21 protein-coding genes and 1 pseudogene are annotated in these 24,877 nt (G+C 53.1%); 8 read left to right on the top strand and 14 right to left on the bottom strand.

The annotated features are described in order from the left end of the window. Positions 1-304: 304 nt before the first annotated feature. From PTZ19_RS21335 to PTZ19_RS21320, 4 genes are all read right to left on the bottom strand, one after another. Entirely contained in the window at positions 305-1,801 is a 1,497-nt protein-coding gene (locus PTZ19_RS21335) for an alpha-N-arabinofuranosidase (RefSeq protein WP_276357651.1), read from the bottom strand. A 52-nt stretch (positions 1,802-1,853) separates the two neighbouring features. Beyond that, complete coding sequence (locus PTZ19_RS21330) at positions 1,854-2,702, bottom strand: carbohydrate ABC transporter permease (RefSeq protein ID WP_422615028.1); 849 nt, start codon at positions 2,700-2,702, stop codon at positions 1,854-1,856. 3 nt (positions 2,703-2,705) lie between these two features. Next, positions 2,706-3,647 (bottom strand): carbohydrate ABC transporter permease, encoded by a 942-nt coding sequence (locus PTZ19_RS21325; RefSeq protein WP_276357650.1) that lies wholly within the window; start codon positions 3,645-3,647, stop codon positions 2,706-2,708. 67 nt (positions 3,648-3,714) lie between these two features. After that, a complete protein-coding gene (locus PTZ19_RS21320; protein WP_422615029.1) occupies positions 3,715-5,004 on the bottom strand; it encodes an ABC transporter substrate-binding protein in 1,290 nt (429 codons plus the stop codon). Between the two features lie 427 nt (positions 5,005-5,431). Here PTZ19_RS21320 and PTZ19_RS21315 point away from each other — a divergent pair, with 427 nt between their 5' ends. After that, positions 5,432-6,346 carry an ArsR/SmtB family transcription factor gene (locus PTZ19_RS21315; protein WP_276357648.1) on the top strand — a complete coding sequence of 305 codons (915 nt, stop codon included), beginning with the start codon at positions 5,432-5,434 and terminating at the stop codon, positions 6,344-6,346. A gap of 108 nt (positions 6,347-6,454) precedes the next feature. On the opposite strand, the gene PTZ19_RS21310 is transcribed toward PTZ19_RS21315, so the two are convergent. The 4 genes and pseudogenes from PTZ19_RS21310 to PTZ19_RS21295 form a co-directional block, all read right to left on the bottom strand. Beyond that, the gene (locus tag PTZ19_RS21310; RefSeq protein WP_276357647.1) at positions 6,455-7,945 is read right to left on the bottom strand and encodes an alpha/beta hydrolase-fold protein; all 1,491 of its coding nucleotides are present in this window, start codon (positions 7,943-7,945) and stop codon (positions 6,455-6,457) included. A gap of 479 nt (positions 7,946-8,424) precedes the next feature. Next, positions 8,425-8,868, bottom strand: a complete 444-nt coding sequence (locus PTZ19_RS21305) for a cell wall hydrolase (RefSeq protein ID WP_276357646.1) — start codon at positions 8,866-8,868, stop codon at positions 8,425-8,427. Positions 8,869-8,921: 53 nt separating this feature from the next. Then, positions 8,922-9,179, bottom strand: a pseudogene (locus tag PTZ19_RS21300) (cupin domain-containing protein); the annotation flags it as partial. A gap of 144 nt (positions 9,180-9,323) precedes the next feature. Continuing rightward, positions 9,324-9,620, bottom strand: a complete 297-nt coding sequence (locus PTZ19_RS21295) for a hypothetical protein (RefSeq protein ID WP_276357694.1) — start codon at positions 9,618-9,620, stop codon at positions 9,324-9,326. A 216-nt stretch (positions 9,621-9,836) separates the two neighbouring features. Here PTZ19_RS21295 and PTZ19_RS21290 point away from each other — a divergent pair, with 216 nt between their 5' ends. The 4 genes from PTZ19_RS21290 (at position 9,837) to PTZ19_RS25480 (ending at position 11,733) form a co-directional block, all read left to right on the top strand. Beyond that, positions 9,837-10,037 carry a cold-shock protein gene (locus PTZ19_RS21290; RefSeq protein WP_276357645.1) on the top strand — a complete coding sequence of 67 codons (201 nt, stop codon included), beginning with the start codon at positions 9,837-9,839 and terminating at the stop codon, positions 10,035-10,037. A gap of 56 nt (positions 10,038-10,093) precedes the next feature. After that, on the top strand, positions 10,094-10,300 hold the full coding sequence (locus PTZ19_RS21285; RefSeq protein WP_339329350.1) for a cold-shock protein: 207 nt from the start codon (positions 10,094-10,096) through the stop codon (positions 10,298-10,300). A gap of 271 nt (positions 10,301-10,571) precedes the next feature. Continuing rightward, on the top strand, positions 10,572-11,393 hold the full coding sequence (locus tag PTZ19_RS21280) for a DUF2935 domain-containing protein (RefSeq protein ID WP_276357644.1): 822 nt from the start codon (positions 10,572-10,574) through the stop codon (positions 11,391-11,393). Between the two features lie 220 nt (positions 11,394-11,613). Then, positions 11,614-11,733 carry a YjcZ family sporulation protein gene (locus PTZ19_RS25480; RefSeq protein ID WP_422615027.1) on the top strand — a complete coding sequence of 40 codons (120 nt, stop codon included), beginning with the start codon at positions 11,614-11,616 and terminating at the stop codon, positions 11,731-11,733. A 146-nt stretch (positions 11,734-11,879) separates the two neighbouring features. On the opposite strand, the gene PTZ19_RS21275 is transcribed toward PTZ19_RS25480, so the two are convergent. After that, entirely contained in the window at positions 11,880-12,266 is a 387-nt protein-coding gene (locus PTZ19_RS21275; RefSeq protein WP_276357643.1) for a hypothetical protein, read from the bottom strand. 349 nt (positions 12,267-12,615) lie between these two features. Beyond that, positions 12,616-14,652, bottom strand: coding sequence for a S9 family peptidase (locus PTZ19_RS21270; RefSeq protein WP_276357642.1), 2,037 nt, complete (start codon positions 14,650-14,652; stop codon positions 12,616-12,618). Between the two features lie 118 nt (positions 14,653-14,770). On the opposite strand from PTZ19_RS21270, the gene PTZ19_RS21265 reads away from it, so the two are divergent. Genes PTZ19_RS21265 through PTZ19_RS21255 form a run of 3 tightly spaced genes read left to right on the top strand, consistent with a single transcriptional unit; the run spans position 14,771 to position 17,479 of the window. Continuing rightward, positions 14,771-15,244 (top strand): hypothetical protein, encoded by a 474-nt coding sequence (locus PTZ19_RS21265; RefSeq protein WP_339329349.1) that lies wholly within the window; start codon positions 14,771-14,773, stop codon positions 15,242-15,244. A gap of 5 nt (positions 15,245-15,249) precedes the next feature. Next, entirely contained in the window at positions 15,250-15,858 is a 609-nt protein-coding gene (locus PTZ19_RS21260; protein WP_276357641.1) for a gluconate 2-dehydrogenase subunit 3 family protein, read from the top strand. Next, positions 15,848-17,479 (top strand): GMC family oxidoreductase, encoded by a 1,632-nt coding sequence (locus tag PTZ19_RS21255; protein ID WP_276357640.1) that lies wholly within the window; start codon positions 15,848-15,850, stop codon positions 17,477-17,479. Before PTZ19_RS21260 ends, PTZ19_RS21255 begins: the two co-directional genes overlap by 11 nt. Here PTZ19_RS21255 and PTZ19_RS21250 read toward each other — a convergent pair. From PTZ19_RS21250 to PTZ19_RS21235, 4 genes are all read right to left on the bottom strand, one after another. Beyond that, positions 17,474-18,679, bottom strand: a complete 1,206-nt coding sequence (locus PTZ19_RS21250; protein ID WP_276357639.1) for an MFS transporter — start codon at positions 18,677-18,679, stop codon at positions 17,474-17,476. The two genes, PTZ19_RS21255 and PTZ19_RS21250, sit on opposite strands and share 6 nt — an antisense overlap. Positions 18,680-18,863: 184 nt before the next feature. Then, positions 18,864-19,301 (bottom strand): Rrf2 family transcriptional regulator, encoded by a 438-nt coding sequence (locus PTZ19_RS21245; protein ID WP_276357638.1) that lies wholly within the window; start codon positions 19,299-19,301, stop codon positions 18,864-18,866. Between the two features lie 150 nt (positions 19,302-19,451). After that, a complete protein-coding gene (locus PTZ19_RS21240; RefSeq protein WP_276357637.1) occupies positions 19,452-23,183 on the bottom strand; it encodes an S-layer homology domain-containing protein in 3,732 nt (1,243 codons plus the stop codon). Positions 23,184-23,476: 293 nt separating this feature from the next. Then, a complete protein-coding gene (locus PTZ19_RS21235; RefSeq protein ID WP_276357636.1) occupies positions 23,477-24,853 on the bottom strand; it encodes a glycosyl hydrolase family 18 protein in 1,377 nt (458 codons plus the stop codon). Positions 24,854-24,877 lie beyond the last annotated feature (24 nt).

The following is a 24,877-nucleotide window of genomic DNA, read 5'->3' as shown; positions in this document are numbered from 1 at the left end:
AAGTTAGTGTAACGATAGTCCTGACATCGACTATCCATGCAAGTTCATGTCCTAGATCGGGAATAAATGCAAGTTCTTGTCCCGAGCCTTGGACAAGAACTTGTATCGTTAAAACAAAAAAAGCCACGCTATTCGCGGCTTCTAAAGGATGTATGTTCTTGTCCACGGACACCTGTTGTCATTGTCCTATCGTTCTCCGTTCGCTTACAAACAGCAGTCAACGAACGGGCAAGTAGCGGATCGCGGCTAGTTTACTCGCGGATTCCCTCTCTTCCCCTTCTCGTCGTTTCACCAATCGATCCTGTCATAAGGACAAAATGTTGACCGAGTGAGGAGGAAGCTGCAGCAGCACAGTGTCTCCGTCGACGGTGTAATCGGCAAGAGAAACCGGCTTTACCCGATCGGGATGGTCCCGGTCATTGAACGCATCCTTAGACCCGCCGGCAAGCGCAGTCCAGCGGTTCACGCTCCGGCGGCCATCCCGGCTCACCAGCCGTACCGCCGCGGTGTTATCGGGATGGCGGTTCACCAACGAGATCACCACCTCCCCGGTCGCTTCCACTCGGGTCGCGGCCGCATCCAGAAGCGGCACCCCGGTCTTCCCGCTTTCGGAGGCAACCTCAAAGACTGCATCATCCCGGATCCAGTGGTCGATCACCTGATCGCCCAGTCCGTTTCTGTACATATCGAATACATGGTACGTCGGGCGCAGCACGATTCCGTCCTCGTGGGTCCGGATCAGCCCCCTGGTGTTGATCGAAGGGGCATAATTGGCCATCCCGATCAGGTCGCTATGTTTCAGGCAAAGATTCAGGAAGCAGGCGCTGAACAGCGCATCCGCCATCGTATACGATTCGTCCAGGTCGTTGAGATTCCGGGGATCGACATAATCGGCCGGATCCACCGCATGGTCGACGTTCGGGTGATGCCAGCCTCGCAGGTTCCACTCATCGAAAGCCACGCGGATTTTCCCCAAATAACCGGTCACACCCAGAATGTGACGGGTCTTCTCGATCTGCTCTTCGATCCGCGTGGTATAAAGCATGCAAGCTTCGTAATCGGAAAGGTTATTGTTCTGCCAATGCGGATCCCAATACCCATGAATGGACAGCCAATTCAAATAGGGGCCTGCTTCCTTCAGCAGATGGACGTTCCAGTTCAAGTCCGCGACGCTTGCGGCGAACAGTTCGATCGACGGGTCCACCCTTTTCATCATTTTCGCGGACTCCTTGACGAACCTGCCCCACTCTTCGGCCGTCTTGGCGCCCATCTCTCCCGGCAAATAATTCTCGTTGCCGATGCTCCAGTAACGGACCCGGTGTGGCTCCTCATGCCCGCCCGATATGCGTAGTTTCGCCCATTTCCCTTCCTTGCGAAGGTTGCAATATTCGACCCAGTCGCTCATTTCCTCGGACGTTCCGGTTCCCGCGTTCGTGCAAATGTAAGGTTCGCTTTCCAGTTTGCGGCACAGCGCGATAAATTCGTCAGTACCGAACGCATTGCTGTCCTCCACCCGCCAGGCTTTGTCAAAGTGCGGCTGCCGCTCGGGCCCGACGCCGTCCTTCCAATGATAAGCGGATACGAAACACCCGCCCGGCCATCGAATGACCGGAGGCTTAATGCGCTTCCAAGCCTCCAGCACGTCTTTCCGAAATCCGTTCTCATCCGAAAGCGGAGAGTCCGGATGGAAGATGCCGCCGTAAATTTGGTTGTGAAAATGCTCGATGAAATGCCCGTATATCCGCGGATCCCGCCGCCCGATCACTCTCGCAGGGTCGATGATCAACTGGATTTCCTTCATCGGCCGGCCTCCTCCCCTCATTGGATTTGCCTTTGCAGTTTTGCTTGCTTGACTACCCCTTAATGCCGCCCGCTGTCATGCCCTCGATAAAATATTTCTGAAAGAATAGGAATACGGCCAGAATCGGAAGAATCGCGAGAACCGCGCCGGAGATCAGCATGTCGAAGTTATTGCCGTACGGAGTCAGCAGCGTGGCCAGCCCGATCGGAATCGTGAGCTGTTCGTTGGTGCGCAGAACGATGAGCGGCCACAGGAAGTTGTTCCAACTGAAAAGGGCTTGCAGAATGGCCATGGACGAGAAAGCCGGCGCCATCAAGGGCATCATGATCCGGAAAAACGTGCCGAGCTCCGTACAGCCGTCAACGCGTCCTGCATCCAGAAAGTCCCTCGGCAGACCGGAGGCGTATTGCCGGAAGAAAAAGATCGGCAGCGGCGCCACGACGAACGGAAGAATGATTCCCCACATGCTGTTGATCAGCTTGAGCGTGATGGAAAGCTTATACAGCGGAAGGATGATGATTTCAATCGGGATCATCGTCATCACGAGCACGAGAACGAAGACCAGGTTGCGGAAACGGAATTGGTAAACGGCGAGTCCGTACCCGACCATCGACGACAGCAAGAGGCAAAGCACGGTAAATACGGCCGAGATCAGCACGCTGTTCCAGTACCAGGTTAAATAGAGCGATTCGCCGGAGAACAAGTAGGCATAGTTTTTGAGTGAAATCAGTTCAGGATCGATTTTCAGGTTCAGTCCGAAGCGCATCAATTCCTGGGCAGGTTTGAAGGACGCGATGATCAGCGTGACGATCGGAAATACCGCGAATGCGCCGAACAAGGTGAACAGCAGAACCAGAAGCACGGTATTGACCGACCATCTACGCTTTTCAATGGTTTCCACCGTTCATTCCTCCTTCCGGAACATGCCGAACAGCTTGAGCTGAACGATGGTGATCACGAAGGTGAGCAAGAGAAGCACGATGCCGACGGCCGAACCGAGTCCGAGATTGTTCTGTTCGAGGCCGTTGCGGTATAAGTAGCCGACGATCGTCAGGCCGATATCGTTCGGGGAGCGATTCCCCGCCCACAGCATGTAACTCTCGGTGAACATGGCATAGCCGCCGTAAATGCTGATCGTAAATACATAAATGGTAATCGGTTTCAGCAAGGGCAGCGTAATGCGGCTGAATTTGTTCCAATTGTTGGCCCCGTCGATATCCGCGGATTCATACAGTTCCTTCGGTATGTTCTGGAGACCGGCCATGAAATACAGCAAGTTCACGCCGATCCACCGCCAGCATGCCAGCAGCACGAGCGCGAACATCGCAAGTCCTTCCCGGCGCAGCCACCGCTGCGGTTCAAAGCCGATCGAGACGGCTATGGTATTCATCAGCGATCCTTCCAGTTCGCCGAAAGCCAGACGGAAAACGGTACCGGCCACCACGACCGAGGTGAGCGCCGGGATGAACAACGTGGATCGGTAGAAGTTTCGGAGCACCATCGCTTTCGAATTCAAGAAGACAGCCAGAACAAGGGGCAAAGGAATGAGGATGAGCAAGGTATAGAACGTATATTTGCTGCTGTTGACGATGGCTTTCCAGAAAGTCGGGTTCCACAGCTTCTCATAGTTTTCTAAGCCTATGTATTCGACCTGGCCTGGCAGTACCTGTTGAAAGCTCATATTCACTGCGGAGAGAACCGGATAGATGAAAAACAAGGCAAACGAGATGACAAAAGGAAGGACGAAGAACCACGGGGCGATTTTCTGCGAATACAGGATTCCGGTCAGCTTGCGTCGCTTGAGCCCACCCGCATTGGCAGCCGACGCTGGGGAATTGCTCTCCATCAGAAGCCCGCCTTTCGTATTCCGGCACCGCCGGCCGGGCAAGCGCCGCGCGGTGCCGGACGTTATGCTATTTCAGTTGATTCGCAGCTTCGGACAACACCTTGTCGACATCTTCGTTATCCAGGAGAATGCGCGTGATCACGCTTGTTTTGAAAGCGTCCGAAATCGCCGGCGTTTTTTCGTTGATGTTGACTCCTTCGATCTCGCTTTTCACTTGCGTAAGAATGTCGAAAATGTTGGGACCGAAATAATCCGTGAATTTGTTCGGCTCCTTCAGTTCCGGCGCATCCCAGACATCCGAACGGAGCGGGTCGAAACCGAGCTGTTTCCAAATCTCGATGTTGCCTTCCTTGGAGAGCTTGGCGTAAGCCAGGAAAGACTTCGCCGCGTCCTGGTTTTTGGACGTTTTGGTTACCGCCGTACCGGTACCTCCCATGCCTGCGGAACGGGGCTCGCCCGGATTCCATACCGGCATCGGCTTAATGACGATTTTTCCTTTGAGGTCCGGCATATAGTCGGTGAAACGTCCCATGTACCACATCGGCATCCAGACCGAAGCGGCTCCGCCGCCGTTCATCATGCCGTAATACTCTTCCGCGTGATGGTTGCCGCCGGGCGTCGGAATCGCGATTTTGGACTTGATGAGGTTTTGCTGCCATTTCAACGGTCCGGAAACGATGGGGCTCGTGATGTTTAATTGTCCGTCAGCGGTTTGGAAATCGTCTTTGCCGGGAGCCTGCGCCACCTGAGGCCAGAGCGTCCAAAGGTCGGATGTCTCGAGGGTCGTCATCGGAACGCCGGTCGCATCCAGCACTTTTTTGCCCGCCGCTTCATAATCGGCCCATGTCACGATGTCATCCGGATTCACTCCGGCTTTGTCCAGAATTTCTTTGTTGTAGTAAATGACCGCCGCTCCGACGTGGAAGTCGATGCCGTAGTATTGGCCGTCCTTGGCGTAGATGTCCAATCGGGATTTGACAAGGTTGCTGATTTCCGGTTCGACGATGTCGTTGAGGGGAATGAGTTGGGGTTCGCCTTTGAGGAAGTTCGGAAACTTGTTGAGCTCGATATCGGCCAGGTCGGGCGCCCCGGTGCCCGACTGCAAGGCGACGAGCAATTTGTTGTGCATGTCGTCATACGGGTAGACGTTGACGGTGAGTTGAATTTTCTTTTCCGGATTGGCTGCGTTCCAGCGTTTGGCCATGTCGTCATAAAACGTTTTGTGAAGCTCATTAAACGTCCACATTTCCAGCTTGACCCCTCCGGCTGACGAATTACCGGAATCGGTTGCGGATGCTGAGCTTTCCGACTTGCCGCCGCTGGAACAAGCGGCCAATGCCATGACGAGCGCAACCATCAAAGACAACAGTGAGAGCACTTGCTTTTTCACATCGTATCCCCCTCGAAATAAGGTTGGTACGCTTGCATCCCGTTCGGGATCCAAGCCGGTGCTGCTGCGTCAGACTGACCGGATGTTTGATTTAATAAATGCTAAAACTGTTTACGATTTTATCTTAATTACCGGTCTTTAACTTTGTCAATACTTAAATAAAAGCGCTTACGATGGGCATATAATTTAATAATTTATAAACAAAAAGCGATCCGAAGCCTGGAGATTTGCTCTTTTTCGTCTCGCTTCGATGGCCGATCGGCATCGATATGGATCTCCAACCCGCTTTTTTGACGGTATTTGGCGATAACAAGCCCTAGCTATTCTCAACATTTCGCTTTATGTTTATAATGTATGAAGACAATTCTGATGATCAGGACAGGAGGCTTTTCGATTGATCCATATCAAAGACCTTCGATCCGGTCTGAATATTTTTAAAGCCTTGAGCTCCGAAATCAGAATTGGGATTCTGGAACTGCTGGCCAAGCACACCAGCCTTAATCTAAACGAAATTGCCGAGAAGCTCGGGCTGACCAACGGCGCCATCACCATGCATATCAAAAAGCTCGAGGAAAGCGGCCTGATCGATATCACGACGGCAGTCGGCAAACACGGAATCCAGAAGATCTGCTATTTGAACGAGGACATGCTCTCTGTCGAATTGCACCCAAATGGCGCAGGCAATAATCTCTATGAAGTCGAAATCAAGGTCGGCCATTACACGGATTACCGGGTGGAACCGACATGCGGTCTGGCGACCGAAGACAGTATCATTGGAGAATTCGACAATCCCAGCTATTTTGCGGATCCTCAACGTATCAACGCCGGAATCGTCTGGTTAACCAGAGGTTATCTGGAGTACCGGATCCCGAACTACCTGAAGCCGCGGCAACGTTTCATCGAACTGCAGTTCATCATGGAGCTCGGTTCCGAAGCGCCGTGTTACAATAATGACTATCCCTCCGACATCGTCTTCTCCGTAAACAATAAAGAAGTCGGCACATGGACGTCGCCCGGCGATTTCGGCGGCGAGAAAGGCAAAGTTACGCCCGATTGGTGGCCTCCCCACCTGAACCAATACGGCCTGTTAAAAATGGTTCGCATCAACGAAAACGGCACGTTCCTCGACGGCGTCCGGATATCCAATACGACGATCCATGACATCGAGCTGCAGCAGAACTCCGATATACGGTTCCGGATCGGCGTCTCCGAAACCGGACAGGTAGGCGGGCTTACGGTATATGGCTCGCACTTTGGAAATTATAAGCAGGATTTGATCGCCAGGGTACTTTATGACGTAGTCGAGTGACCCTATGATCCGCGAGAAGCGAAATTAGGACCCAACCGAAAAAAAGGCAAACCCCGATGATGTCCGGAGGTTTGCCTTTTTTTTCACGCCATTTTGAACTTATCCACTCTATTGATCCGAGTTGATCCTTTCTGCATACTCAAGCAATGTCGATGCGGCTTCGCTGCTTATGTGTTTACCGGCCTGAGCTTTTAACTCGTTTATAAAGGAAGTGAGTTTTTCTTGCTTGAGTTTGGCCTTTAAGCTGTTATATACTCCCGCATTGTCAATCGCCCCGTCTGCAAAATATCCGTCAAGATGTTTTTCGATTTTGTCCATAAGAAACGCTCTTGGCTTCCACAGATAGTCTCTGGCATAGATCGTGAACAACTGGCACCAGGTATTAAAGTCGTGGCCACCGGCAACTACGATATTTTGATAATTCGCATCGGTAGCGTCCAATGCCGCAACTTGGGTCGGATTTGGCAATCCGAAATCATATCGCCCGCCGCCAAAGAGTATATAGGGCACCCCCAGATTCGCCGCCGTGGTGCGGACTCCCATGCCGCCGCTCCATACGCCGTAATATCCGAACTTCGTAGCGTCATAGTTGATGATGTTTGCCGTGATGATCCCACCTAACGACAGACCGGCAAACGACCGATCAGCCGCTCTCTTCGACACATTGTAGTGGTCTTCAATAAACGGCAGGATGATATTGAACAAATTGGGATACCCGTCTTGAGCGTTTCCAAGGTACGAAGCGTCCGTCGTAACGACGATCGCGGGTTCGGTAAGGCCTTCCGCGAGCAGATTATCCATGATGTTCGGTACGCTGCCGATGTTCATCCAATCGGATGCATCCTGGCCGCCGCCATGTTGCATGTAAATCGTTTTATACGGCTGTTCTCGGTTTTCATCATATCCGTACGGTAAATATACGCCCAAATATCGCGTCTTGCCGCCGATCTGAGCGGGGATTGCTACATAATCCCACGTACCTGTTTTTCCATCGGTTCTGGGGTTTTCAATCTCACGCGCCCCCATGATCTCGTCCTGTTTGTCCGGATCATACGGCACATACACCGCGTTAAAGGCACGCCTGGCGTTGCCTGTGAGGCCGTCCGGAGCGAATTTCGGCGAGTTCGCGGGATCCGGCACCCAGTAGTTGCGATTGCCGTCCACGTAGAACCAGTATTGGTTGGCGCCGGCTGCAAGCGGTACCTCGATCACCCAATAGCCGCCGTCCCTCTTTTCCATTTCCGCCTCAAACGCGCCGCCCCCGCGCATTAAACCGGGCTTATACTCGTAAGGCGTGTATACTTTCGTATCCGTGGGATCGGCCCAGTTCCTGAGCAGCATGTCGCCGACGAACGTTACGCTGGAAGCATTTTCGTTCTTGTAGACAAACCGTACGGTGTAGCCGGTCGGCGAATCGGGATCCTTCATGACGGTCGGCCCCTCGACCAGCTCCCCTTCGGCCGCAATCGCATTCTGCTGCCCGACCGGATTCTGATCGGCCAGCGCCGTCACGGGCATGCCCAAAACCATCGCCAAAACGAGCAGCAGAGCCGTGAATCTAATGGAGATAGGCTTTAAGATAAGGTTCTTGTTTTTCATTACTCTTCTCTCCTTCGCTATTTTTCATTTTTGTTTCGAATGCTTTGTGTCGCTAAGTCTTGACACAAAATCCGATTCTTTTAGAGAATCCCCCCTCGAATTTAGTTTGAACGTTTGCTTTAATAAAACCTAAATCTGTTTACGTTTTCATCATAAGTACCGTCATTTGACTTTGTCAATACTTAAAATAAAGTGCTTACAATTACATAAATGCTATATATCGACTGATTTCGATCGCTGAACGACATGAATATTGATTTTCAACCCGCTTTTGACCGGATTTGACGAAAACACGCCCATCGCTTTATCTTTATAATCTATTAAATCAATTATGGCGGGTATGAAACGGACATGCGGCCTAGCGACGAAATTTGTACTTAACCGGCCCGTAAATTCGGCGAAGCGAATAAAATACCCCGGCCGCGGTCTGCCGGGGTAACTTCTCGTTATCGCATCAATCGGTAAAACCTTTCATGATATTAAAACGTGTTATAGACATTTGCGCATTCAGCCGCGGTCGGTTCATAAAAACAGTGCTTCTTCCATCGTCCTGCGAACGGTTGATGATACCAAGTCTCTGGACAAGGTCCGGGACTTTCATACGTTCCAGGGCGGAAGTACCATAGGGAGAACTTGGCCGGCCAATTCCGCTCCCCATTCACGGCCCTTCGCGCCAGACGGCGTACCTTCTCTCTCGCGCTTTGATAGAACATGCCATGTTGCAACGCTTCGAACGCATGCGGCTGATAGATCATTTGGCGAATGGTCCGGATTCCTTTAAAATCGGAGCAGTTCGCTCTTATTCGGTTAATGCCGACGTTTCCGACAAGGAGCATGCCCATTTCGCCTTCGGCCTCAGCTTCGGCTCGAAGCAGCCTTGCTAACATATCTATATCCTGTTTCCTGGCTTTTACGACTGCCATTGGCTCACCTCATTAGATGTATAGCTCATCATATTGTAGGCGAATCGTATGTGTTACTTTGGCGCAATGAGATTGTTGTATTCTTCATCCGATACAGGTTCCAACCATTCCGGCTTGCCTGCAGTGATTGCAAGGTGTTCAAACCAGCTGTCTTTTGCAGCGCCATGCCAGTGTTTTACGCCATCATGAGTGACAATTACATCCCCGGCTTTTAAGAATTGAGCAGGTTTTCCTTCTTCTTGGTACCACCCTTCCCCTCCGGTTACCAATAAAATTTGAAATCCATCGCGATGGATGTGCCAGTGATTCCGTGCAAGCATTGAACATGGATTGTTTAATCAACTCGCGTTTATTATTCTAGACAGAATTAAAAAGCTTCCAAATGAACCAACAAATCAAAAAGACGATCTAGCCCCAAAGGGCCTGATCGTCTATTATTTTCCATTCAGTTGCCGTTATACCCGATGGCCTGCCTCATATTCCGCATTGGCCCGGTCCAGCATCGACTTCCAGCTGCCGAAGTCGGTCTCCCGGTCGACATGCCGATCGAAAAGCTCGTCAGGGATATTGTCGATGTCTTCCAGGGTCTTGACATCGAAGTTTCCTTTGCGGAGAAATTCGTCAAAACTTTTGAAGGAAGAGTACCGGCTCATGAAGGTCTCATGAAATAACATTTCAAAGGATACGTGATTTTGGACGCCTTCATTTGATTTCGCGCCTTGAAGCTCTTTTAGCAATTCATCAAAGGAAATCGGCTTGTTTCTTTTCTTCAGACCTATCACTCCTAAATCATATTATCCTATATGATACCACACTTCTTGATTTGTGTATTGTGTTGTGGTACTATAATTTAATGAACGCAAATTAAACCTTAAATTCACATGTTGAAGGGGTTCTCATTGTACAGATGGCACCTCTTTCAATGTGTGATTTTTTTGTTTAATCAAACATTAGGAGGCATATTTTAGATGCAAACAGGAACAGTAAAATGGTTTAACGCAGACAAAGGCTTTGGTTTTATCGAGGTTGAAGGCGGCAACGACGTATTCGTACACTTTTCCGCTATCCAAGGCGATGGATTCAAAACCCTCGACGAAGGCCAGCGCGTTCAGTTCAATGTGACGCAAGGCAATCGCGGACCTCAAGCCGAGAACGTAGTTAAGCTGTGAACGAAGTCAATGAAGCTGCCTGTTAAGGGCAGCTTTTTAATTCAAGGAGGGGATACATGTTGGCTTATCGTGGCAAACCGGTAGAAGATCTCCCACATGAAGAGACTGTCATCTGGAGCTGCACGCATAAGGACTGCAAAGGATGGATACGTGATAATTTCTCGTTTGCGGACGTGCCTGTGTGCCCGATTTGCCAGTCCCCAATGGTGAGAAGCGTAAAGCTGCTTCCGCAAATCATCAATACGAATAAAAAACGAAACTGACAAACCTCAGCCAGTTGCTACGCCGACACCTTCCTCCAGCCCATATTTTGCCTCGACGATCGCATAGCAGGAGTTTTCCCGCTAGTGTGGGATCATTATGCATCCGATCGTCCGGCTACTGCCGCGTGGGACAGACAGTCGGTTAAAAGCTGACGCCTGCAATCGTAAGTTCAGCTAGTCGGCCGTCTTGCTTCGTAATTAAGCATAAAATGATACTTCCCGGAATAAACGTGTGAAGATGAGATATCTTCCCGGGGAGGTATTAAGCGAAGTGACGAATGCATTCGTAGCACGTTCGCTTGATGAAATCAGATTTTGGTCTCGAATTATGAAAGAACATTCCCTATTCCTGAGATTAGGCTTCAGAGCTGAAGATACGCAGTTGATCAATGAGGCGAATCAATTTTACGCGTTGTTCGAAGGCATTGAGAATCGATCCATGACGCTGCCCGTGGATTCAGACCCCCAGGTAATCATGAGATTCAATTCTGAAGTCCATAATGCAGTTTCCCACATTTGGGTGTTCAAAAGAAAAGTTTTAGGGTTAATTCTAACTTGTCAGCTTCCCGGAGCGAACAATTACCCATTATTGGTGGACCATGTGAGCAGAGAAGCCAATTATTTCAGAAATCGATTGCAGGAACTGAATACCGGTAAGCTTGAACCCTTGCCCGACGCCATCATCGATGAGAACGTATTTTTCTTACGGATCATGGCCGACCACGCAAAATTTATCAGCCACCTGCTTGACCCATCCGAACGGAAACTGGTTGATATGGCCAATGAATTCAGTCGCGATTTCGATCAATTGCTTTTCCAAGCGCGGGATATCGAATCCATGCGCCCCCAATCCCAAACCGTTCCGATTCTCGGTCAATTTTTGGATCAGAACAGGGTGTCCGTGAAATCTCTGCGTGATTTTAAACGGACTGCGCGCGATCTGATTAACGCGTGCAAGATCAAAAGCATCATTCACCCCCTCCTCGCGGATCATGTCTTTCGTGAAGCGGAAAGATTCCTTTTCATTATCGACATGTTCGAGCAGCATTTAACAGGCACTCCGGTTTCCATGCGTGATTTGGAGGAGCATTGAAAAAGCGATCTAAAAGTAAGTTGGCAACATCCTGAACAAAGGATGTTGCCTTTTTATGATCCATGAACGGAAGATTTGCTTAATCTCGCGATCGGCCGCCTGTTTACTTCTTCCCAAAAAATTCGAAAACCACCTGTGCGTTAGTCCTGTCCGTGCAAGTATCCTTGCCATATAGTGATGACGTGATGACAAATCACAATTCTTTGAAGGCGGTGATCTCATGGGCTTCGGAGTTGGCGGCGCTGGGTTTTCCTGTGCGGGTTTTGGCAGCGCATTTGCATTCGTGCTGGTTCTCTTCATACTGTTGGTCATCATTCTGTCCGCAGGGTTCTTTATCTAAAGCAGACGTGGGATCGAGTCGTGTAAATAGAGATAATCGTTCGATGGATTTTACAAATATCCTGAAATGGCGGTTAATACAACCGTCATTTTTTTATTGGAATTACACCCCGGTAATCCGGCAAATATTTGCCGCAGGTGCTTGGTTTAGTACATTTCCTGCCCCATCGATTTCGCGACCCTCCTTCGAACCTCATAAGCCAATTCCGAGGCACGTACGGTCGCCTCCCAGACATACGCATCTACAGCCGATTGGCTGATGGCTAAGGCTTGCCGCGTCGACGGCACCATATGCCGCAGCGTTTGTTCCGCTTGATCGACGGCAGCCGCGTAACGAGGACCCGCTGCTCTCCGCAGATTGGCTATGGCTTCGGGGAAGGTTTGCCAAAGCCGAATGATCGAGAGCATGCAGCCCACTGCCAATGGAAAATGGGGATATCGGCCCCGTCCGGCTGCGAGCAGCTCCGCCGCTCCCAAGGCGGAATAAAGATGGTAGCTCAAGGGGGTGAGATAACGGGAATGTACGATGTGCAATTCGGGAAGTCCCCAGGCTTCGGGAAGGTACCGAAATTCGGAGCTCATCCCGCAACCCAGGGCGAGCGCTCTGCTCACGACGTGAAGGTGTTGAAGGACGGTACCCATGGCTTGTCGAAAAGCGGGCGAAGTTAAGGGGATCCGTTGCAGAATGGGTTGCAATTTGCGCATTTCCGCGTTTTCGTCGCTTAAGTCAGGTTGAGGTCTGGTTTCCAATATATCGCGAACTTGCGAATCATTCCGTTGAGAAACGGTCATTTCGCCGCTCCTTTCCAAAAATTGTTTACCTCAGGATATGCGCCTACCCATTGATCAGGTGTCATACGTATGCGCATTTACTCAGAGGTGATTAAACGTTCGATTTTTTCATCAAGTACGTCCGGAACCACTGCAATATATGGTCGAAACGGACGACCCGGTGCCAAGGTTTTCCTTCGCGGGACAGCTCGTGCGTTTCGGTAAGAAACCGTAACATGCGAACGTCGCGCCGCAGAAACTTTAACGCGGTGTAGAACTGTTCCCCCTGTTCGATCGGCACGCGGAAGTCGCGGTCGCTATGAATGAGCAGCAACGGGGTTTGCACGTTGTCAACGAAGCTGATCGGGGATCGCTTCAGATAGCGTTGCGGATGCTCCCATGGCGGGCCGCCGAACTCTTCGGCATGCAAATATCCTCCGTCCGACGTTCCGAAAAAACTATACAAGTTACTGATCCCCCGCATGGAAACAGCCGCCTTGAATCTGTTGTTCTGGGTGATCATCCAGTCGGTCATGTACCCCCCATAGCTCCCCCCAGCGACACCCAATCGTTGCGGATCCAAAGCTCCCAGTTGCAAGGAGGCGTCCACGGCCGCCATCAGATCGGCATAATCATGGTTGCCCCAATCCCCCCGGATCGCGGCGGCAAACGGCTCGCCGTAACCCATGCTGCCGCGAGGATTCGTATAAATGACGGAAAAACCGTTCGATGCGAGCAGTTGAAACTCGAAGAAAAACACGTATCCGTACATGACCGTAGGACCGCCGTGAATTTGCAGAATCGCGGCTGTTTTCTCCGATCGCGCATAAGGGGGATACAGAATCCAGCCCTCACCCTCCGGGCCGCCGGGCGATTGGAAGGTAAACCGTGACGGCCGCGTTATCGCGACCCGGTCCAACCAATCGCGGTTTACATTCGTAATCTGCCGTTCGCGAACGGATGTTCCATCGATCTCGCCCACCCAAATATCGCTAGGCAGCGTGGGACTGGTTACGGCCATGGCAAACCTGACGGTCGCGACGGCGCCGGAACGGAAACTCAGGTTGAAAATGACCCGCTCGCCTTTCGTGAGCTGCCTTCCTTGCCCATCGGAGACGGCAAATCGCCAGAGGTTAACCGCTCCGTGCGCGCTGACTATCATCAAAACCGATTTCCCGTCCGGTGACCAGTGCGGCGATACGCCCGGCTGCTCGACTCCGAGAACATCCTTGATCGCATAATCGCCAACGGGAAAATCGAAATCGGCCGTCAGCTCCCTCGGCTCTCCCCCTTCGGACGGAACGATCCAGATTCCCCGGTTCGTATAATACCCCGAGTGCCGATCATGACCGGTATAGGCGATAAACCGCCCATCCGGCGACCAAACCGGATGGTCTGCCGGTCCCTTCTGTCGGGTCAACCGGCGAAGCTCCCCGCCGCCGGAAGGAACGACCCATATATCGTTGATTAAATCCAATTCCGTCTTCTCCGCGATCCGGTTGCCGGCAACCGCGATGAACCGACCGTCGGGGGACCATGCAGGAGAAGCGAAATGATAGTCCCCGTAAGTCAACTGTCGTGCGGTGCCTCTCTCCGGACCTACGGCCCGAACGGTGAACAAATGCCATCTCCGATCGGCGAGAAACCCTACGCTATCCAACTTGTAGCGGAGTTGATCGATCAACAGCACGTCCTTGGTGAATCGTTCCCTGGGGCTTAGCGAATGCTCCTCCTCCTTGTTCGTATCGTCCGTCTTCAGGCCAACGATACAAGCGATCGTTCGGCCATCGGGACTCCATACCGGCGGGCTGGCAACGTTTCGGATACGGGAAAGCGGCTGCGGCTCGCCTCCGTTCCCCGGCATGATCCACAATCGGCGGGATCCGGAGCGGGTGGAGACGAACGCGATCCATTTTCCATCAGGCGACCAACGGGGCGCATAATTCAGCTCGGATCCGGAAGTCAGGGGACGCGGTTGTTCTTGCCCGGAGGCGGAGGCGATCCAGATGCGGCTCTTGTATTGGTTCGTGTTGCGCTCCATGACCGTTTCTACGTAGGCAATTCTCGAACCGTCGGGAGAAATTTGCGGGTCGTTGACGATCTTCAAGTTGAACAGATCTTCGGAAATCAAGGGCCTCTTCATATTCATTGGAATCTCGAACCGATCCTTTATCGAGTGTTTCTTTCAGCATATGCCTATCGGAAGAATCGAGTTCTGAACGGATCCGGGCTTCCGGAAGGGATCCCGGAAATTCGGACCGTGGGTTATGTTGCGCATATTGGTATTCCATTCCAGGAATACTGAAGTCATCAATAACCGACAAATGGACAAGCGGACGGTGATCGCGTTGGGTTGGAACGGTTGGCCTCTTGACCGGGTGATGATTTTGGCGATGGGATTGCTGTTTCTGGTCATTTTCGTACAGGTTACGTTGTTTCATTACCGCCAGAACTTCCGGCATTGGTCGATGTGGATTCCCGTCATCGCCACACCGGTGTTCGGCCTCTGCTTAATCGTCTTTTCGTTTTGCAAGGCGACATGGCTGCTTAACTTGCTGACCGTATTATTGTCCGTCGGCATCTTGGCAGGCATCTTAGGGACCATAATGCACATTCGCGGCGTAGGCGAACGCGTGGGCGGTTACGAGCTGCGCAATTTCATGATCGGCCCGCCGCTTACGTTGCCCGCGATGGTCTCCGCCGTCAGCCTGTTAGGACTTATCGCGTTATATTGGGGGTAAAGAAGATGCCGGAATACGAGCCGCATTATCCTCGCTTTGACGTGATGCGCGAGGAAGAGAATTGGGACCCGCATACCCGGGAAATCGTCACCAAGCGATTAAAGAACGAATCGTTCTATCCGTATCGATATTTAACGCAGCATGAGGGCGATACGCTGTTTCGGTTATGCGCGATTCTGCTTGACGATGCTCGCTCCCCTGTCCTTGCTTATGTCGTGTTTCATTTCGATTCGACTTTGCAAGCCGGAATCGGCGAAGCCCAACGCAAAATCGGCGTGCCGAAGCAATCCGAACTCATTCGCGACGGATTGGCTTTGCTGGACCAAGTCTGCACTGAACGGCATGGCAATCGCTTCATTTCCATGGAGGAGTCGGATCAACGCCGTTTCGTCGGGCAACTCGTACGGGGAGAAATCGGTTTGTCGTCCGGCGGCCGACAGGTTCCGGTGCGGGAATGGATCAATAAAATCTTAACCGAGGCCGTGGCGGCGTATTATTCGCATCCGTCGATCTGGTCGGAAATCGGCTACGCCGGCCCGGCTTATCCGCGCGGATACGTTCGTTCGGAATTGGGGTTAACCGATCCGTGGGAGGCAAGACGAGATGGCAAATAGCAGGGATACGGTCACGCATCATGCGGTTCATTCCCAGGATCATCGTCATAACGATTTAAATCATCGGAAATATGAAGACGATGCCGACGTATGCATCGTAGGCGCCGGCGCGGCCGGAGGCGTATTGGCGTATGAGTTGAGTAAATCCGGACTGAAAGTGGTGATCATCGAAGCCGGTCCTTTCTGGAATCCCCAGACGGATTTTGCCAGCGACGAGCTTTCGATGACCCGCTTGGGCTGGCAAGACACGCGTCTGGTAAGCGGAAACGACCCGCTGCAGCTTGGCCATAATAATTCCGGCAAAGGCGTCGGCGGAGGAACGACGCATTTTACGGGCGTGTTTTTGCGTTTCCATGAAAGTGATTTTCGGACGCGATCGGAGGACGGCGTCGGGGAAGATTGGCCGATTCGCTACGAGGATCTCGCGCCGTATTACGACAAAATCGAGAAAGACATCGCCGTGTCCGGGCCGAAGCATTTTCCTTGGGGCTCCTTTCATGGCCCCTACCCGTATCCGGAGCGCGAACCGCTGAGCGCCAACGCCGAAATTTTTCGGATCGGCTGCGAGAAGCTCGGCATCCGCAGCGTCGTCGCTCCGCTCGCTATCAATTCCGCGCCTTTCGACGGCCGGCCCCCTTGCATCAACCGAGGGTTCTGCAATCAAGGGTGTTTGCCGAACGCGAAATTCAGCACCTTGATTCACCATATTCCGAAGGCGATCCAGCATGGCGCCGAAGTGATTTCGGATAGTATGGTGACGCAAATCCAGACGAACGAGGACGGCCGGGTGACCGGCGTGACGTTCGTGCATGAAGGGAAGACGTACAAACAAAAGGCGCGTATCGTCATCTTGGCGAACTTCGTGGTGGAAACGCCGCGTCTGCTTCTGCATTCTGCCAATGCCCGATTTCCCGACGGGCTGGCGAACTCGAGCGGCTGGGTGGGCAAAGCCATCATGCCGCACAGCAGTAACGATGTGTACGGCATATTCCCGGAAGAAATCCGCCTTTATAAAGGCACCCCTGTCTTGGCCACTACGCAGGATTTTTACGAAACGGATTCGACCCGCGGATTCGCGCGGGGATACACGCTGCACGCCCATGGATCGCGTCCCGTCGAAATGGCGAAAAGCATCTCCAAGGGCGCCAAGCTTTGGGGTTCCGATTTGCGCAAAGCCATGTTGGACTACAATTTCTACGGCCGAATCACGCTCGTCGGCGAAGTGCTGCCCGATCCGGCCAATCGCGTCACGCTTGCGGAGGAGAAGGATGAGTACGATATGCCCTTGGCGCACGTCTCCTTCTCTTATGGGGAAAATGACAAGCGGTTGATCAACCATGCCGTGGCGAAAATGAACGAAATCATTCAAGCGGCAGGCGGTATTCCGGCGTTCGTGACCGACGATACGGCCCATCTGATGGGCGGATGCCGCATGGGTAACGATCCTCAGACGTCCGTAACGAACGGCTATGGACAAACTCATGATATTCCGAACCTTTTTGTCGCGGGTGCCAGTCTCTTCGTGACTTCCGGCGGAGGCAACCCCACGAATACGGTAATGGCGCTTGCCGCGCGTACCGCCGACTATATCGTGGAGCAGTCGAAACGGCAGGAGCTATGACGTTTTGGCGGGCGAGCGCCTCGCAACGGCCGCCGGCTGCTTCATACGCCGCTCCATGCGAAGGCTCGCCGCAAACACGACGAGTGCGAAAGCGGTCATGGCGCCTGCGAAATAGCCAATTCCCCCGACATCGGCGAAGCGCACGACCGCTCCTCCCGCCGATGCGCCCAAGGCGCTTCCCACGTAAATGACGGATGCCTGCAGCGACAGGACGATGCCGGACGAAGGCCCAGACAGCCCGATCAGCCGATGTTGCTGCGCAGGATTGAACATGTAGCCGCTGAAGCCGTACAGCGCGAGCGCGGCAATCGCCGCGGCGAGAATGCCGGGATGGCCGGCAAATCCGTTCAGCGCCGACAGCAGCGCCAGCGCGGCCGTGAGCAGAGTCAGCGCCAGCGGTATTGCCCGGTTCGGTCCGATCCGGTCCGCGGCCAGGCCGCCCGTCCGCACCCCGATGAAACAGGCGATGCCGCAGAGGCACAACACGACGCTGATCGTCCGGCCTCCGGCCCCGTAACCGGAGAATAGTTCGGAAACGTACGTAAAAAGCGCGAAAATGCCGGTCGCCCAGGCGAGCGTCGTCAGCAAGGAGGCTAGCAGCTCGGGCCGCTTCAGATAGGACAGGCGCTCCCGCATCCCAACCGCCCCAGCCGGCGCGACTTGCGGGAACAGCAGCCGGATGGCAAGCGCGGCGAGCAGCGTCACTCCGCCGACGATCCAGAACGTCGCGCGCCAGTCGAACGTCAGGGCTACCCACGTCCCGAACGGGACGCCCAGGATGAGCGAGACGGTCTGCCCGGCAATGACGGTCGACACCGCGCGGCCCCGCTTTTCGGGTGAAGCCAGCGTAGAGGCGACGGCGACGGCTCCTGGCGAGAACAGGCCCGCCCCGAGCGCGGCGACGATCCGCCCGGCCAGCATCAGGCCGTATGAGGAAGCGAACCCGCACGCCACGTTGCCGACGGCGAGCAATAGCAGCGAACCGAACAAAAGTTTCCTGCGCTCCATCCTTCCGGTCGCTGTTGTCAGTAACGGCGACGATACGGCATAAACGAGCGAGAACGCCGTCACCAGCTGTCCGGCAATTGCCGTCGACACGTGCAGCGCCGCTGCCAGAATCGGCAGAAGCCCGCCGATCATGAACCCTTCTGTGCCGATTGCGAACGATCCGAGCGCCAACCAAAAAATCCGTTTGTCCATGCCTTCCCTCTCCTTATTTAAATTCCGGTTTTTCAATATAACTGAAGTAGTTACAATGGAGGTCATATAATCATGATATACGACTCTCAAACTCTCTCTTCCATAGGAGGCAAACTGTCGACTTCCGTTCAATGATACTGAAATAGTTACATTGAATGCCGCAGAAAACGCCGCTGCATCGGCATCACCGCTTCCCGTGCTCCAGCGACGAGGCGACCAGATCGGCGATCGACTCCTGCGCCAGCCGGCGCTTCAACGTTTCCTCGCTGTCCCCGTAAACCCGTTGCAGAGCCGGCTGAATGCCGTGGCCGATGACGCAGCCCGGGTTCGGCTGGCTGTGGTGCAGCTCGAACAGGGGCGTCTGTACAACGGCTTCGTACACATCCAGCAGGCTGATCTTTTCCGGACTCCGCGCCAGCCTCCAGCCGGCTCCTGTCCCGCCGTGCTGCACGAGTACCAGGCCCGCTTTCGCGAGCTGGCCGAGAATCCGCCTCAGAAAAACCGGGCTCGTTCCCACGCTCTTCGCGATTCGGTCGGAAGGGAAAAATTCGTCCTTCTCCACCCAATAGGCCAGCCAAGTCAATATATGAAGCGCAATCGTGTAGCGGCTGACAACGGCCATGCGCGACACCCCTTTTCAACCCTTTTCAATAATACCATTTTAGTTTCATTGAATCCCCCCGTCAACGGCTCCCTCGAATATGGTGTCCATGGTCATATAAAGCAAGGCAGCTTTGGAATTGAATCCAAAGCTGCCTTGCATGCCATTCATTTACTTTCCCTTTTGGGCAAGCATTTTCAGCAGAACGGTCACCGCCTCTGCTCTTGTCGTTTTTTCATGAGGAGCAAATGCGTTCGCATCTTTGCCTTTGATAATGCCCCGCTTTTTCATGGCCGCCACCGCGCCTTTCGCCCATTCCGGCAAGTCGGCATCGTCCGCGAAACCCGTTGCCGCCTTCGCCTCGATAGGCTGACCCAGAGCTTTGGCGATCATCGTCGCCATCTCCGCTCGGGTTATTTCGGCTTCCGGACGGAAAGTGCCATCCCTGTAGCCTGCAATGATACCCGCATTCACCGCTTGCGCAACCGATTCCCGCGCCCAGTCGCCGATCGTTGCCGTATCCGTGAATGTCATCGCGGCGCTATCTCCTTCCGGTTTGAGCGCATTCATCAACATAACGGCAAATTCCGCACGCGTAACGGTATGATCCGGCTTGAACGTGCCGTCCGAATAGCCGCTCACGATTCCTAGGCTTACCGCCTGCTTGATGTTCGCCTCCGCCCAGTGCTTGGAGATATCGCTGAAATTGGCCGCTTTCTTGTCTACCGCCGAGTCTTCTCCTTGTCCTGCTGCGAGTACCGCGTACTTGTTAAACTGGATGACCTTCACGGTGATGGTATTGCCGTTGACCGTGCCGCCGATTTCCACCCACGTTTTCTTTGCTTCGTCATAATAGAACACGGAAGGCCGTCGATCGTTCTTTAAGCTTTTAGGATCGAAGGTGAAGGTCAGCGCGACCTCCTTGTTGAAACTTTCCGGGAAGTTTTTCAGAATCTCGAATACCGAACTGGCCAAAACTTCGTTATTCAAGAACAGTTTTTGCGTATCCGCCACTTTGTTTATCGTAAGTTGCAGGTCTCTGCCGGCCGCATCGGCGGGAATCACGATCCTGACCTCATCACCCAAGGTGACGTCGCCCGATTGACCGATAGGAAGCGTTAGGGTACCGTCCTTTGAAGTAACGGTATTCGTCGGGGACGTGAAGAGTGAATCCCCTCCGCCTCCGCCGCCACCTCCGCTTCCGCCTTCGCTATCGCCTCCGCTTTCGCTTCCGTCTGAAGAACCGTCAGGAGGGCTGACCGTCCACTTTGCATACAGGATCGTATCCGCCGTAATCGGCGTAGAGAAATCGAACGATACGGTCAGGCCGCTGTCGCTGTACCACCCGCCGAACGTATACCCGTCTCTCGTCGGAGCGATCGGCTGGTTCGCCGCGTCTTTATATTTCACCGACTGACTGTCGATTGCCGAACCGCCGTTGCTATTAAAGCCGACTGTGTATGCGTTTATCGTCCAATTCGCGTATAGGATCACGTTGGACGAGCCCATACCGAACGTATCCCCCGCATGAAAATTCGTTCCTTCTCCATCCGCTTGCGTGTTCCAACCACCAAACGAGTAGCCCGGCTTCACCAGATTTCCCGTGTTGCCGTACACCGTCGCCATGACTCCCGGCCCTGGCGAATACGGGGTGCTGTCGATCGGTACGGTGCCGGACGCGGCGCCGTTGCCGTTATAAATCACTGAAAGGTAAGGTTCGGGCGTGTAGGCTTCGGGCGTTGCGGCCGCTTCGTTGGAGTAACCGCTGCTGTCTCCTTCATTGCTCGCCTTCACCGCGAAATAGTACGTGGTGCCGTTCGCCAAACCCGTTGCCGTATAGCTTGTCGAGCCGGTCACCGTTGCAGCGGGAGCCGTACCGTACGAACCGGAAGCCGTTCCCTCATAGACACTGTAGGTTACGGCACCTTGTACGGCGCTCCAGTTTAACGTGACTTGCCCATCTCCGGCTGTCGCCGTCAGGACCGGCGGGCTTAAATCGCTTGGATCATGACCGCCGCTTGCTGCCTCTTGTCGCGTAACCTCGATCGTATAGGTTTTGGCGGTTCCGTCTTGTGCCGTTACGGCGACCGTAATCGGATTGGGTCCTACCGATAAGCCAATCGGAGTAGTCGCTTGGCCGCTCCGCGCTTCCGTTCCATTTACCTTCACGACTGCATTTGAATTTGAAACCGTAGGAGTTACCGTAACCTGATATACGCTGTTCGTAACGGTAACCGTGTAAGAAGTCGTCGTACGGTTGAAAACAGGGTTTAAGATCCCATCTGATATTTCCAGATCGCTAAGATCATTATCGGAACTTAACGGCGGAGCCTCACGATTTACCGTTATGGTATACAACTTTGTCGTGTTTCCGTTCTGTGCGGTTGCGATCACGTGAATCCGATTCGTTCCAACTTCCAAAGGAACAGTCGATGAATTGCCGTCCGCGGTTACGTCTCCGTTGACCGTTACGGTTGCATGACGCTCTGCCGCAGACGGAGTAACTTGAATGCTGTCCACATCGTTCGTAACATTCACGGTGTAGCTAGTCGTATCGGAGTCAAATGCCGGATCTAGCGTCCCCTCGCTCAACGTTAGGTTATTCAAGTTTGCGTTGCTGGATAAGGGAACCTCGACGCTCGCGAAGCCCACAGCTTCATTCACCCTGCTGGACAGCGTATTGGGCACGGTTTGGATTGGATTCGATCCTGGCGAATAGCTTAACGTCACCTTGTCATCCGCCGGAATGGCTTGGGCGAGTACAAGTGTCACGGTAGAGCCCGTAATGGAAACCCCGATTACGGGAACGGATGTCTCATGATCAATTACGGAGAAATCGCTCGGCGACGGGATACTCCCCGTGTCGAGCGCACGGCTATATGCGAGTGCAAGCGATGCTCCTTGAACCGTCGCGGTTTGCAGTTCAGGCAACGCGGCGGTATAAACCCCGCCGGACCCTACGCCGACGAACTGTCCATTTCCGTAGGCGATGGAATTGATGAATTTCACTCTGAAGCTGGGAGGCAAGTAGCTCCAGTTCGCTCCGTCCGTGGAAGTGAGAATGACCCCCCAATCAGGGTCTATCGCCACGAATCGACCGCCTCCGAATGTCAGCCCCTTTAATTGTCCATAATTTCCGTTGATATTGGCAGTCTGGTACGACCAGTTCGCCCCATCCGACGAATAGAGGATGACCCCGTCTCCCACTGCAACGAATTTGCCGTTGCCGTAAACAAGCCCCCTGAAGTTTGCGCTGCCAGCGGTCGGCTGCGCATGAGGTGTCCAATTTGCGCCATCCGTGGACGTGAAATTGAAGCCGTTCCCTACGGTCGCGAAGGTCCCATTTCCATAAGCAATATTATATTGATAAACGGAATGAAGATCGTGAATCGTCCAGTCGACGCCATCCGGAGAACGATAGACATAGCCAGTGAGCGCTGTATGGCCTACCCATTGCCCATTCCCGTACGCAAGGTCCGTAATGCTTGGACCGGAGTATTGCGAATGGGCCTCCCAGTTCAACCCGTCTGTCGATATCAAGGCCACCTGGTATCGATTGTCAGCCCAACCTTCGATTACGAACTTGCCGTCACCGAACGCAATGGCCTGCAAAACCGTACTGGGTGGGATCATGTCTGAAGGCACTGGGGTCCAGTTTCGTCCATCCGTCGTAGAATAGATGGCATTATTGCCGATTGCGACGAACACTCCATTCCCGTAAACAATCTTATTGAGGGGCGTGCCGCCGGGACTGGAAATCGTGGCATTCACCCAATCTCCCAATCTCGCAAACCCATAGCTGGCCGCCATTGCGTATTGCGGCGCTGCGCCTGCTGCCAGACCCAAAACAAAGGCTGACATTAGAATATGATAAGTCATCCTGCGAATCGCTTTGCGAATCAACGGCGTAGTCCCCTTTCGGCATAACGGCTTCCGTGACGAAATCCCGCGGGTAGATTCAATCCATTCTCCCCTCCGATTCGTCACCGTACGAAAACAGTCTACTCGAGCACTCTCCCAAAATTCTCACAAAAAAAGATTCGGGTTTCGCGAAATCCATACGAAGTCTATTTCGATTCTCTGATCGTCATCGTCCCTCTACGAGAAAAAACTACCTCAATCCATGGATTGGGTAGTTTTTCGTTGCAATCCTTTATGTTTGTGCCTGGAATCCATAACATGAACTTATGGTCGCCTTAATTCGACGACGGTTTGCTCACCAGAACGGTTTTGCTGCTCTCGTACCAAGACACCTTGTAGCCGAAGCTTTCGTATACCCAGCGCATGGGCAAATAAGTAAGCCCTTCTCTTAGCTCGGCTTTGGTATCCATCGTAACTGTTTTCCCGTTTACGTCTAGGAATTCGCTTCCGATATGGATCTTGACCGTTGTATCTTCGAGAATCGCAGTGACCGTACGAGCGGCAGGATCGTAATCGATCTTTGCCCCGATGGTTTCCAGCGCTTTCCTTACCGGGAGCTGAATGCGATTCTGACCGTCCTTATAGGGCATCCCCAATTTCTCTTCCGGTGTATACAGCAATTCGCGATTGTCAACCACGATGAAAAAATCGTCGAGTTTATATTGTTCGTACCTTCGGATCATATCCCATGCGGCTTTCAACCCGCTGGTTTCGTCCCGGGTGTCTTCCTGGATGTCGAAAAACATGATGCCGCCGCCTTTGTTCAAAGAGAGCCTGGTTTTCTGGCGGATGGTGTTCAGACCGTTATAATAGGAGTCCAATTGATCGCCGGGCACATAATCGAGATAAGCGTTGGCTTTATCTAAAGCCACCAACTGCCTGTATGGCTTCCAGCTTGGTCTGGCATACAAGGGGATGCCGATAACGATACCGTCCTCGGGAAATCCCCTTTTCTTCCAATACTGAATGGATACATCCGCCAACCAATAGGGACTGTGCTGCCCTCCCGCCAAATCGTACGCCATAATATTGATCCAGTCCAAGTTCTCAAGGGCTTTATCCGTCACGGATCGTACCGATTCCGCTTTCGTATTGGCCGAGCCGGCTGCGGCCACGGCCGCGCTCAAGGTTTTGCCCATGGGGGACAACACTTCTTTCAGCGCCAATAGGAGACGTTCATACTCCGCCGAAGATTCGGCATCGGGATATTCCCAGTCGATCTCCACGCCGTCCAAGTTGTAGATTTCGACGAAGTCCCGCACTTCCCGGACAAACCTCCGAATGGTTTCGTCATTGCCGGCAAGCGCTTCAAAATGGCCGGACAGCGGTTCGTTCCCGTAGAACACCCCTCCGACGGCGATGACGACGTTCACGCCATGCGCATGACTTTTATCCACCAGCTCCTTTAATCTTTCGGGCTGGCCGATCGGATAGAGAGAGCCGTCCGAAGCGGGCTTCAAAAAACCGTAGATCAAGTGAGTCAGTCCGTCAAATGGAACCGCTTCGTCGATTGGGTCATTCAAATAGGGTGATTCGGTAAAGTATCCCATGACTTTAAAATTGCCGGTTTCCTCACCTAAGACACTTTGCCGAGGATAGAGGGACGCCGCGAGGATAAAGACCATGAAGGCTGCCAAAATCTTTCTTTTCATCGTCTTATCCCCTCCTTAAAGCCA

The organism is Cohnella caldifontis (genome assembly GCF_029360585.1).
Lineage (GTDB): Bacteria > Bacillota > Bacilli > Paenibacillales > Paenibacillaceae > Cohnella > Cohnella caldifontis.
Note: the sequence above shows the minus strand (reverse complement) of the source record. Positions and strands in the feature narration are given on the sequence as shown.